Annotated in this window: 14 protein-coding genes; 7 read left to right on the forward strand and 7 right to left on the reverse strand. The window is 37.4% G+C overall.

Annotated elements, in window-relative coordinates; genetic code table 11:
• Positions 1–35 precede the first annotated feature (35 nt).
• The 6 genes from ACOMCU_RS18135 to ACOMCU_RS18160 form a co-directional block, all read right to left on the reverse strand.
• Positions 36–1304, reverse strand: a complete 1269-nt coding sequence (locus tag ACOMCU_RS18135) for a M20 family metallopeptidase (RefSeq protein ID WP_010860277.1) — start codon at positions 1302–1304, stop codon at positions 36–38.
• On the reverse strand, positions 1297–2250 hold the full coding sequence (locus ACOMCU_RS18140) for a DUF1177 domain-containing protein (protein ID WP_010860278.1): 954 nt from the start codon (positions 2248–2250) through the stop codon (positions 1297–1299). The genes ACOMCU_RS18135 and ACOMCU_RS18140 overlap by 8 nt, the downstream gene beginning before the upstream one ends.
• Before the next feature lie 170 nt (positions 2251–2420).
• Positions 2421–3428 (reverse strand): ABC transporter ATP-binding protein, encoded by a 1008-nt coding sequence (locus ACOMCU_RS18145; protein WP_010860279.1) that lies wholly within the window; start codon positions 3426–3428, stop codon positions 2421–2423.
• Positions 3415–4434, reverse strand: a complete 1020-nt coding sequence (locus ACOMCU_RS18150) for an ABC transporter ATP-binding protein (RefSeq protein WP_036131612.1) — start codon at positions 4432–4434, stop codon at positions 3415–3417. Before ACOMCU_RS18150 ends, ACOMCU_RS18145 begins: the two co-directional genes overlap by 14 nt.
• Before the next feature lie 19 nt (positions 4435–4453).
• Positions 4454–5320, reverse strand: coding sequence for an ABC transporter permease (locus ACOMCU_RS18155; protein ID WP_010860281.1), 867 nt, complete (start codon positions 5318–5320; stop codon positions 4454–4456).
• A gap of 5 nt (positions 5321–5325) precedes the next feature.
• Positions 5326–6285, reverse strand: a complete 960-nt coding sequence (locus ACOMCU_RS18160) for an ABC transporter permease (protein WP_010860282.1) — start codon at positions 6283–6285, stop codon at positions 5326–5328.
• Positions 6286–6504: 219 nt separating this feature from the next.
• Here ACOMCU_RS18160 and ACOMCU_RS18165 point away from each other — a divergent pair, with 219 nt between their 5' ends.
• From ACOMCU_RS18165 to ACOMCU_RS18180, 4 genes are all read left to right on the forward strand, one after another.
• Positions 6505–8112 (forward strand): ABC transporter substrate-binding protein, encoded by a 1608-nt coding sequence (locus tag ACOMCU_RS18165; RefSeq protein ID WP_010860283.1) that lies wholly within the window; start codon positions 6505–6507, stop codon positions 8110–8112.
• 181 nt (positions 8113–8293) lie between these two features.
• The gene (locus tag ACOMCU_RS18170) at positions 8294–9358 is read left to right on the forward strand and encodes an amidohydrolase family protein (protein ID WP_421050946.1); all 1065 of its coding nucleotides are present in this window, start codon (positions 8294–8296) and stop codon (positions 9356–9358) included.
• The gene (locus ACOMCU_RS18175) at positions 9355–10497 is read left to right on the forward strand and encodes an amidohydrolase family protein (protein WP_421050947.1); all 1143 of its coding nucleotides are present in this window, start codon (positions 9355–9357) and stop codon (positions 10495–10497) included. The genes ACOMCU_RS18170 and ACOMCU_RS18175 overlap by 4 nt, the downstream gene beginning before the upstream one ends.
• A gap of 5 nt (positions 10498–10502) precedes the next feature.
• Positions 10503–11171 (forward strand): AroM family protein, encoded by a 669-nt coding sequence (locus ACOMCU_RS18180; RefSeq protein WP_036130731.1) that lies wholly within the window; start codon positions 10503–10505, stop codon positions 11169–11171.
• Positions 11172–11322: 151 nt separating this feature from the next.
• Here ACOMCU_RS18180 and ACOMCU_RS18185 read toward each other — a convergent pair whose 3' ends face one another.
• Positions 11323–11640, reverse strand: a complete 318-nt coding sequence (locus ACOMCU_RS18185) for a hypothetical protein (RefSeq protein ID WP_036130735.1) — start codon at positions 11638–11640, stop codon at positions 11323–11325.
• A gap of 137 nt (positions 11641–11777) precedes the next feature.
• Here ACOMCU_RS18185 and ytzI point away from each other — a divergent pair, with 137 nt between their 5' ends.
• The 3 genes from ytzI to yidD all read left to right on the forward strand — a co-directional run bounded on the left by ytzI (position 11778) and on the right by yidD (position 12386).
• Entirely contained in the window at positions 11778–11924 is a 147-nt protein-coding gene (ytzI, locus tag ACOMCU_RS18190; protein ID WP_155242468.1) for a YtzI protein, read from the forward strand.
• Between the two features lie 70 nt (positions 11925–11994).
• Positions 11995–12156, forward strand: coding sequence for a hypothetical protein (locus ACOMCU_RS18195; protein ID WP_196228898.1), 162 nt, complete (start codon positions 11995–11997; stop codon positions 12154–12156).
• Positions 12153–12386 carry a membrane protein insertion efficiency factor YidD gene (yidD, locus tag ACOMCU_RS18200; RefSeq protein ID WP_036130737.1) on the forward strand — a complete coding sequence of 78 codons (234 nt, stop codon included), beginning with the start codon at positions 12153–12155 and terminating at the stop codon, positions 12384–12386. The genes ACOMCU_RS18195 and yidD overlap by 4 nt, the downstream gene beginning before the upstream one ends.
• The last annotated feature ends 14 nt before the right edge of the window (positions 12387–12400 follow it).

Below are 12400 nucleotides of genomic sequence, written 5' to 3' on the forward strand. Positions count from 1 at the left end.
GATCTATTTATCAAAAGCAAGAGAGTAAAAGTCGCTTACTTTTGATATAGAAAGTCAATTGCAGCAGTTATATATACTTTTGCACAACGTACGATATCCTCCACACGTACTTTTTCGTTATAACCATGGATACTGGGTAAGTAAGCTGGGCCATATTGCAGTACAGGAATAGCATGTTGTCTAAAATGGCGTGCATCACTACTTGCCCATTGCATAACACCGTACGCTTCTTTTCCCGTAACAAATGAAATATTATCGACAATTGATTTGCAAACGGGATCTTCTGCTGTTGTATAATTTGCCACACTTTTAAATCCAAATCGATTAATTGTATAATCAATATGCAAAGCATCCAATTTATTTTCCAAAATATCAGTCACTTTTTCTTGGGTAATACCAAATGGTAAACGGCAATCTATGTGTACTTTACAATAATCTGGAATTACATTGGACTTCGTACCTCCCTCAATTGTACCAATATTTACTGTAATTTTCTCTAGTACTTCTTGATATTTCAAGCGATCTTTTTCAACTTCACGCATGTATTTTTTTGATACTTCAATGAGCGGCTGTACCTCCACAGGAATATCGATGTCAATATCCCATAAAGTACGAATTTCGTTTATAGCACGAATAGCATCGACAATCGCATTTCTACCTGCTAAAGGTGACAAACTACCATGACCAGGTTCTCCTCGTACTTCTAATTCAAACCAGTAAGAACCTTTCTGACCGATTGTCGGATTTAAAGGCGATGAAGGCTCCGCAATCAAACAACCATCACCACTTACTAAACCTCGCTCTAATAACCAAGGCACACCAAATTCGCCCCCTGTTTCTTCATCTGGTACAATGGCTAGTGTTAACTTCCCTGGTAGTGCAATATTTAGTTTTTTTAACATCTTTGTGGCAAAAATAATACCCGCTAAGCCCGCTTTCATATCACTTGCACCCCGACCCAGCATCCAGCCGTCCTTCACTTCACCCGAAAATGGGTTGAATTCCCATTTCGAAAGATCTCCTACTGGTACAACATCCGTATGTCCACAATAAACTAATTCTTTTCCTTTGCCATTACCAATAGAAGCAACTAAGTTAAACATTTTATCGGTAGATTCATATTTTTTATATGGAATATTAACTTCATTTAAATAGTTCTCGATAAATGTCGTTATTTCAGTTGTATCCCCAGGTGGGTTTACACTCGGAATTTGAATTAATTTTGAACAAAATTCAATTAATTCATCCTTGTTATGTTCGACTTCTTCCATTAATTGTAGCTTTAAATTTTTTAACTCATCCATGTGCATTCACCTCTTTCCCTTTTGTTTGTAGATGATTCATGCTACCATATAGTTTTTCGATTAGTGCGAATTGCTCTTCATCATAGAACGAACATTTATTTGCACCATAAATTTTTGCTACTTCTAAGGCGAAACGAACAACATTTTCTACATCAGTTACATGTGTAGCACCAGTGGCACAGCCAGCAACAGTTGCTTCGGTTGTAATTGCGACACCTACCACTGGACTAGTTGTTGCAACAGCTGGTTGTAATATACTATTTATATGGAATAGTCCATTTCCATATGGCGTAATATCTTGTGTTGTAATAGGTAGTATAACTGGTGAAATGCCTGCTGATTGTGTGTAAACGTGTAATAAATCGTCACTAATTTTTAGAATATAACCTTCTTTTACAGTAGGTGTGATAGCAAATCCTTTATGGTTGCAAACTGCATTACCCTTGGTTGTGTCAATCGATAAAATTGCATCCATCGCTGGGTCTACTTCATGTTCATTCATCACACTCATGTCAACTGGTGAGTTCATGAATGGCACTGGCTCATGTGGTAAAATTGGGGCTGCCGGACAAATATGTGTTGCGAAAATAATGTCCCCTTCTAACTGATCACCCTTTAATGCCATATCTAATGTTTTTGCAGCACTTGCCATACATGCTAGTGCGCCATCACCGTCGGATACAAAGCCCGTCATTTCTGGACGAGCTCCAATTCCCCCTAATCGACCAATAACACCTAAAGTTGGTGCGTTTCCACCAGAAGATTTACCATTCTTCCCTTTAACAACAACCTTTACAAAATCAGTCGAAGCATTTTCAACTGTAATTGTCTTTACCATTACATCTGCTGATGGATTGACATTGTGTAAATATTCTTTGACAACCTCTCCATTAACATACTTACTATCCATTACCTCGTATAATTCAATAACATGTTTTAATGACATAATAATGACGCTCCTTTTCTAATTAAATGCCTCGCGGTAATTGACGTAAGCATTTTGAATTGTCTTTGTCCAATTCAAAATCCATGACAGTCGCCGGAGGCTTAGACCAACATGATGTTGGTCACTTGGCATTGCCACAAGTAAAGATTATTTGCCATGCTTCGCTTACTTTAAGACGAGATAGGTCTCTGCTGAATATTTTTAAATAGATGACATGAAACTTGATGTCTAGCAGAAACCTTATCAAGTTTAGGTTCCATTTGTGCACATTTTTCCGTTGCGAAGCGGCAGCGCTTATGAAATGCACAACCACTCGGAGGGTTTACTGGACTTGGTACGTCTCCTGACAAAATAATACGTTCTTTCGTATCAAAAGGATTTTCTTTTGGAATAGCTGATAATAGAGCTTGTGTATACGGATGTTGGGGATTGTCGTATATGTCTTTATAGGAACCAATTTCTACGATTTTCCCTAAATACATTACCGCAATGCGGTCACACATATAATTCACAACATTTAAATCATGCGAGATAAAAATATAGGTTAAGCCAAATTCCTTCTGTAAGTCCTTCAATAAATTGATAACCTGTGCTTGCACAGACACATCTAGTGCTGAAACAGGTTCATCACAAATAACAATATCTGGATTTAGTGCTAGAGCACGGGCAATATTAATACGTTGTCTTTGCCCACCTGAAAATTCATGTGGATAACGTTTGGCATGATATGCACTTAAACCAACTGTTTCAAGTAAATCAATAACTCTTTTTTTACGTGATGCTTCATCACCAATAGCATGAATGGCTAATGGTTCTGCAATTAAATATTCGACTGTTTTACGTGGGTCAAGCGATGCATATGGATTTTGAAATACCATTTGAATCGCTTTGCGAGCTGAACGAATCTCTTTCTTGTTCAAACTTGCTAAATCTATTCCATTAAATTCGACCGTGCCTTCAGTTGGTATAATTAATTGATTAATTAAGCGTGCTACTGTAGATTTACCACATCCCGATTCACCTACAATACCTAGGGTTTCTCCCTTATATAGTTTGAAGCTTACACCATCTACTGCTTTTACAAATTGTGTCGTCTTCTTAAAAGGAAGTGAATTTTTAATAGGGAAAAACTTCCTTAAATTACTTACTTCTAGTACTAGCCCTTTACGTTGTTGCATTAAAAATCCCCTCCTTACGCGCTACAATTTGTTCTCTCGATTGCAAATGACAAGCAACAAAATGGTCATCTTGTACTTCCATTAACTCAGGCACTTTACTAAGGCAAATATCCGTCGCCATAGGGCAGCGAGTAGAAAAATGACAGCCGCTAAGTGACATACTTAAATCTGGTGGACTACCTGGAATTGCAGGTAACCGTTCTTGTTCTTGTATCCCCACTGTAATTTGTGATTCGAGTAAGCCCCATGTATATGGGTGCAGTGGATTTTTATATAGATGCCTAGTTGTTGTAGATTCAACTGTGCGCCCCGCGTACATTACATTCACCTTGTCACAAAGTTCCCATACTACTCCTAAATCATGTGTAATCATAATAATTGCGGTGTCATGATTACGTTGTAAGTTTTTCATCAAATCTAAAATCTGTGCCTGGACTGTTACGTCAAGGGCGGTTGTCGGCTCATCGGCAATTAATAACTTCGGATTACATGCCAATGCAATGGCAATCATTACACGTTGACGCATTCCACCAGAAAATTCATGTGGGTACATGTTCAAACGTTTTTCAGGCTCTGGAATACCAACCATTTTTAGCATTTCAACAGCCTTAGCACTTGCCTCTTTCTTCGTCATTTTCTCGTGTGCACGTATAACCTCAATGATTTGATTCCCTACCGTTAATACCGGATTCAAACTTGTAATAGGATCTTGGAAAATCATGGACATTTCATTACCTCGTACATTACGCATTTCTTTTTCGGAGATTGCTACTAAATCTCGACCATTAAAATGAATTTTCCCACCCGTTATTTTACCTGGCGGAGATGGAATTAAACGCATTAAAGCTGTAGCTGTAACACTTTTCCCAGAACCTGATTCTCCAACAATGCCCAGTGTCTCCTTCTTATTTAATTGTAAATTGACTCCATTAACTGCTTTCATCGTAGAGCCGCTACTTTTAAATTCAACCGTCAAATTTTCAACATCAAGTAAACGCTCAACCATCATTTCACCCACTTTCATGTTAAATTTTCATTCTTGGATCAAGAGCATCTCGTAGTCCATCACCTAAAAGATTTATCCCAAGTACCGTTAATAAAATACAAATTCCAGAGAAAGTTGCCATTTGAGGATTTAATACTAAAAAATCCTTACCATCTTTCAAAATGCTTCCCCAAGAAGCAGTCGGTGGTTGAATACCTAAACCAAGAAAACTAAGTGCTGCTTCTGAAATAATGGCGCCTGCTGTACTCATCGTGCCATATACAATTAATGGCGCCATGCAATTCGGTAAAATATGACTAAAAATAATACGCTTATGTGTCGCGCCTAATGAATGTGTCACTTCAATAAATTCTTCCTCTTTTACGCTTAATACTTGTCCACGAACGAGACGTGCAAACCCTGGTATATTGGCAATGCCAATCGCAACAATGACGTTCACTAAACCTTGACCAAGCACAGTCATTAATGTGATAGCTAGTAAAATGAATGGGAATGCAAATAGACCATCCATCGTACGCATAATAATCGAATCTAAGCGACCGCCAAAGTATCCTGCTAATAAACCAAGTAATGTTCCAAATACTGCGCCAAATAGAACTGCCGCAATTCCTACAATCATTGAAATACGTGTACCATATATTAAGCGGCTAAATAAGTCACGACCATAGTTATCGGTACCTAGTAAGTGGCCTTCTGTATTAGCCGGTAAAAACGACTTCCCAATACTCATTTCATTCGGTGGATGCGTAGCAATCAACGGAGCAAATATGGCTATAATTGTCATTATCGTAACAATAAATAAGCCGATTGTTGCTAATTTATTTTTTAATAACTTTCGTAACAACGTATTTTTTTTCTTGTTGTCATTCACTATTGCTTGAACCATCGTTACTATTTCCCCCCATCCGAATCTAAATTTACTTTTGGGTTCACAACTTTATATAAAACATCAACCACTAAATTAATTAATACGAAAATCAAGGCGATGAAAATAACTGTTCCTTGAACTACAACAAAATCACGCTTGTCAATCGCATCTACAATGAGTCGCCCCATACCCGGCCAACTAAATATTGTCTCAGTTAATACCGCACCGCCTAGTAAATTGGAAATTTGCATCCCTAATACAGTTAAAATCGGTGTTAATGCATTTTTAAATGCATGCTTCCCAATAACTAAATATTCTTTGATTCCTTTTGATCTTGCTGTTTTAATATAGTCTTGTGAAATTACTTCTAACATACTTGAACGCGTAATACGTGCAAACGTCGCCATCGGAATTGTGGCTAAAGCAAACGCCGGTAATATTAGATGTTTAAGATATGTCCATACACCATCCTCTAAACTCCCCATTCCTGTAGCTGGCAACCAACCTAAGTTGACACTAAACAAGAGAACTAACATGATTCCTAACCAAAAGATTGGCATGGATACACCAACTAGAGAAACTAACATTACAGCATAATCTATCATTGTATTTTGTTTTCTAGCTGCTAGAATACCAGCTGGGATACCAATTACTACAGCAATTACTAATGCTGCGAGAGCTAAAATTACTGTATTCGGAAATCTTTCTAAAATGAGCCCCGTAACAGATTCACTATAAGAATATGAATGACCCAAATTTAGCTTTGCTAAGTCTGCTACATACGAAATAAATTGTGCAGGTACCGATTCATTTAACCCTAATTCTTCTCTTAAATTTTCTACATCTTCGACACTCGCTTGTGGCCCTAGCATTACTGCCGCCGGATCACCAGGTATTAACCTTGTTATAACAAAAACAATAATGGCCACTACCAAAAGTGTTGGTATTAGATTGATTAACCTTTTTAAAACATAAGAGCCCATTATCAAAAGACCTCCTTTTTTCATTATTAGAAACACTGGTTCATATTGTGAATAACTAAATACTACACTCACTTATCTTTATTTGTAAATATATTTTTCTGAATTTTTTTAATTTTATATTTACTTTCTATTAACACCTATGCTATTTTTAATTTCGAACCTACCATTTTTGAAACAACGGTTCATATTGTGAAACAATAAATAAGGAGGCTTGGATGTATGAAGAAAAATAACTTAAAAAAATCTTTTTTGTTAGTAGTTTTAACATTAGTCATTGGCCTTGTAGCTGCTTGTGGAGGCAATAACTCGAATAAAGGAAGTTCAACTGGAGAAGAGAAAAATGAAGAAGTAGCAACTGGCGGCACATTAAAAGTCGGTCTTTCTGCAAATGCTAAAACCTTTGATCCTATTAAATACACAGGTGTCTATGAATCACAGGTGATGCGCCAAATGGCCGACACTTTAGTTGTTTATAATAAAGATCTTTCTGAGATTATTCCTTCTTTAGCGACAGAATGGAAAGTGTCAGATGATATGTTAGTTTATACTTTCAAATTACGTGAAGGTGTCAAATTCCAACCTGGTCAATACCAAGATGGTCGTGAAATGACGGCTGAAGACGTTAAGTATTCACTGGAACGTTCTGCAAAAGAATCTGCAATGAACCGTTTAAGCGGTGTAACAGAGGTAAAAGTTTTATCTAATTATGAAGTAGAGATTCATTTAGCTACACCAAACGCAGCACTACTGGCTATGCTAACGGATGCAGGTAACATCATTATTCCTAAAGAAGAGGTTGAAGGCTGGGGAGATAATTTTTCTGATCACTTCATAGGCACTGGCCCCTTCCAATTAAAAGAATGGAAAAAAGATCAAGAAGTACAATTGGCGCGTCATGAAAATTATTGGGGTGACACACCCAATATAGATAAATTAACAATGAAATTTATTTCAGATCAAAATATGATGACAAATGCGTTACGATCTGGTGACATTGATATCGCGATGGATGTAAAAGGACAAAATCGTGAAATCATTAAGCAAGATAATAATCTAGAGCTTTTAACAAATGCAGGGCTATCCATCGTTTATCTAGATTTAAACAATAAAGTGGGACCAACAGCTGACGTGCGAGTGCGTGAAGCTATTTATAAAGCAACGAACGTCGAGGAAATTATCTCTGGTGTTAATCAATGGGGTGGCGGTGATGTTTCTTATTTACCTTTACCTCCGGGCTCATGGGGATATGATGAATCTTTAATTGACTTAGTGCCAACGTATGATCCTGCCGATGCGAAAAAACTACTCGCTGAAGCTGGTTATCCAGATGGCTTTAAAACTGAAATCTACGTGTCTGAAGCACGTGTACCTTATGCAACAATTTTCCAAAGTCAATTAAAACAAAACTTAAATATCGATGTAGAAATCAAAGTTTTAGAATGGGGTACTTATAGTGACACAGTAGCTAAAGGAAAAGCACCCATGAATATTGGCGGCTGGACATGGTACCCAGACCCATACTTCTTCTTGTATCAGCTCTACCACACAAAACAAGTAGGCGCCTTAGGTAATGGTAAAGGTTATAGCAATCCAGAGGTTGATGCATTGTTAGAGCGCGCTGTTTCTGAAACAGTTATTCAAGAAGAACGTGCGGCTTTATATCAAGAAGCATTAAAACTCATTTTAGCTGATGTTCCTCGTATTGAATTAGAAGCAACACAAACAGTTGCAGGGGTTAACAAAAAAGTACAAGGCTTTAATGTTTCTGCAGATAATTCGCTTCAAATCGTACATCCGAACGGGACAAACGTGTCAATTTCAAAATAATTATTTAAAACCGATACATTCATGCGACAACGACTTCAGGTGTATTTGTTCAAAACTTAGTGGCAGTATATTGACAATCTTCGATTTCGAACATACACGCTATTGTCTAGAAAATTTTATTACGAGAAAAGAAAAGCGGAGAGGTAGTTCTCTGCTTTTCTATTGATTGGAGGAAATTTAATTGACGACACGTTATATAAATGGGCTTGTTTTTAATTCTGAAACTCGTAGTTTTGAAAAGAAAAATTTTGATGTGCAAAAACAATATTTTAAACAAAGCAATGCGTTTATAGCAACAGAAATAAATTTAGAAGGTTATTATGTAACACCCGGTTTGATCGATTGTTGCTCTCAAATCGGTTTAACTGAAATAGGTATTCGTTGGGAAGGAGATGATAGCTTTGAGCTTGACTCAAATCTGCAATATTCAGTAGTTGATGGCATTTATCCCTTCGATGCAGCATTTAAAAAAGCAATTTCTCATGGCATAACGGCCTCCCATATCGTACCTTCTGCGAAAAGTTTAATTGGGGCAAAAACAGCAGTTATTCATCATGCACATATTACCGTTGATGAGATGGTGATAAAGCAAGATTTTGCTTACTCTTTTTCGATTGGTCAAAATGCCAAAAGGACATTTTTTTCTACTAAGAAAAAACCGCTCACTCGTATGGGTATAGCTAAGATACTTCGAGAAACACTTCAAAAAATTAAAGAGCAAGAGCCACTAATTCGTAAAATTATTGTGCGAGCGCATAAGGCAGTCGATATTGAGCTAATTGCTCGTCTACAACAACAGTTCGATTTTGAGTTCCACATTATCCATGGGACTGAAATGCCATTAGTAGCAGATACAACATTTAATACCGTGATTGCAGGCCCAACATTCCGTTATATCGAACATAACGAAATGTTGGCACTTTCACCAAAACTATATAAACAACTTAACAATAGTAATATTCCCTTTGTTTTCTGTACTGATCATCCTGTTAGTAGCACGACACATTTAGCACTTGAAGCCTGTTTAGCCGTCCGTGAAGGTTTAATACGTCAGGATGTACTATACGCATTAACAACTGGTGCGGCAAAATTCCTCGGTATTGAACATCTAACTGGTGCAATCCACGATGGACTACTAGCAGACTTTGTAGTATGGAATAAACATCCTTTAGATTTAGATGCAAAGGTTGTCGCTACTATTATAAAGGGCCAAAAAGTATTTTCAGAGGTGAGGGATGACAAATGATTATTTATCACAATGCACATTTTATATCAGCAAATGATTATAACGATACGTTTGAGCAACTTTGGGTAGAAAATGAGACGATTACTTATGCTGGTCCTGCTAAAGAATTACCCGCACATGCTGAAGTTATTGATTTACAAGGAGCTTTTGTCACGCCTGGTTTAATCGACATCCACGCGCATGTTGGGACTTGGGCAGAAGTAACAGAAGATATTAATGATGCGAATGAATACAGTGAGCCATTTACCCCACTTATGCATGCTTTAGACAGTGTAGATATTCGGCATTTCTCGTTTCAACATGCCATTGAAGGTGGTATTACTACTGTTCAAACGGGTCCTGGAAGTGCCAATGTAATCGGTGGAATATGGAGTATTTTAAAAACAGCAGGTCCCACTCTGGCTTCGCGCATATTAGTGGAACGAAGCGGTTTGAAAGGTGCTTTAGGAGAAAACCCAAAAAATGTTTTTGGTAACCAGTATAAACGAAAACCTATGACACGTATGGCAATTGCCCAAATTTTACGTGATGGCTTTCAACGTGCCACACATCTAACTGAAGATGAAAAGAATGAACAAATCACTCACAACTTTGAGTTACGTCCATTTATTGAAGTGCTCCGTGGTGAAATGCCACTGCGTCTGCATTGTCATCGTGCAGATGATATTATGACAGCCATTCGGATTGCCAAAGAATTTAATATTAAAGTCCATTTAGAACATTGTACAGAGGGACATATGATTGTGGATGCTGTGAAAGCAAGTGGATTTAATGCAACGGTTGGACCCTATATGCTCACACCATCAAAATATGAGACTCGTAATTCAACACCGGCAATCGCTAAAATATTTAAAGAGCATGACATCCCTTTTGCCATAATGACAGACCATCCTTTTGTCCCTATACAGTATTTAAAGTACTGCGCATCAGAGGCCATTCGTTACGGCTTAGATGAAGAAACTGCATTAAAAAGTATTACGCATAATGCTGCCAAGCTTGTGCAACTCGATCATCTTATAGGATCACTGGAACAAGGTAAACATGCTGATTTCGTCGTATGGTCTCATCCTATTTTTACTACCGAAGCAAAAGTGCTGCAAACATTTATCAATGGTAAAAAATACTACGAAGTGGAGTGATCCTAATGCATTCTAAAATGGCAATTGTCACAATAGGTCAAGCCCCCCGCCAAGATATGGCTGATGATATTCTACAATTAAAAAAAGATGGCTTACATATCACGGAGTTTGGTGTACTCGATTTACTCTCTTCGTCAGAAATCGCAGCACTTGCACCTAGTGTTCAAGATTTAGATGTTTTAGTCACACTACTGGCAAATGGCGAACAGGTAAAACTAAGTAAAAATAAGCTATTGCCTTTTATTCAAAAGCGTATCGATGATTTGAGAGAATATACATGGATTTTACTTATGTGTACGGGCGATTTTTCAAATACACTAGTTGGCAAAAATCTATTACTCCCCGATCGAATGATGACCCATTTAGTCAAAGGTATTCAAACTGATTTAAAACTTGGATTAATTGGACCTGAACCCGAACAGTTGGACAGTGTCACAGATAAGTGGCGTAAAGCAAAATTTGAGTTCTCGTTTGCTGCAAGTTCACCGTATCATTTTAATGAAAAAGATTTGTTAGCTAAGGCAAAAGCATTACATCTACAAGGCGCTGAGATGCTAATCTTAGATTGCATGGGCTACTCTACTACAATGAAAAATGCGGTAAAAAAAGAACTGACGATTCCTATTATGGTACCTCGTGAAGCAGTCTTTGCTGTTTTGAAGACCCTTAACTAATAAAATTAACAACGCTAGAATGTGGTCACACCATTCTAGCGTTGTTAATTTTTAGTTCACGTATTGGTACAGCTTTAATGTGTACTGCAATGTTTTGTACTCTAATATAAAATTCATATCGTCCAATGATGTCTCATTAAATTGCCCCGTTTTAGACACGTCTATTGAAATATGGTAGTTGTTCTACGAAAGCTTTTGTATCCGCGTCCCCATATTCATGCACAAGGGCATAGATTTTTTTCAAACGTAAATCGATGGCATCATTTTCCTGATCTAAATGATAGGGTACATAAGGTAATTGTGCACGCCATGCATTCGATATTTCTAGTAGCTGCATTTGCTGAAAGATTTTTTCAAAAACATCTAATGCTTGCCGATCTACATCGAGCTCAAAATTCCATTGGCCTCCATATGGATTGGTATAATACGTTTGATTGGCAAGTGAAAAGTATACGCGTTGACGATCCATAGCACCGAAACACCCCTTTTTCCATAGTATGATGGAAAAAGAGTGATTTTATTCGCTGGAATGTCAAACTTCCTTCACAACTAACTCTAGTACATCTTTTATAATAGTAATGATGAACAATGAACGGAGTGAATGCCATGAATTTAACTACTCTCATTATCGTAGCAGTCATTGTTGTTATTGGAATAACAATTGCTACCATTTTAAGTGTCAATCGTGCTTATGCCTTTAAACATACAGTTGACGAAAAACCTAAGCAGAAAGTACAGCATCATGATGACTAGTTCAATTAGTATATTTTCAAAAGCGAATCTCTTATAATGACAATATCAATTAGAATCTGGAGTGAGAACAATGGGTGTGCCATTACCAATTATTATTATGATCGCCATGATGATGCTAATGTTCGGGGTTTCTGTAATCGTTATCATGAAGAAAAAAGGAGACTTTTTCACACAAACCATCGATGCGAAGCCTGAGGAAAGCAATACACAGCATAAGGATGGACAAGTATGAAATATCCCTTTATATGGCTCATTCAGTTATACAGGAAATTCATCTCACCAATGACGCCACCATCGTGCCGCTTTCATCCAACATGCTCATCTTATGGTTTAGAAGCTCTTCAAAAGCACGGTGCAATTAAAGGACTAATCTTAACTGTTATACGTATTTTAAAATGCCAACCATTCCATGCTGGTGGCTTTGATCCTGTACCTGAAAAATGGCCTTCGAGAAAGAAATAATTTTCGAAGGTCAT

The organism is Lysinibacillus sp. UGB7 (genome assembly GCF_049058285.1).
GTDB lineage: Bacteria > Bacillota > Bacilli > Bacillales_A > Planococcaceae > Lysinibacillus > Lysinibacillus sphaericus_B.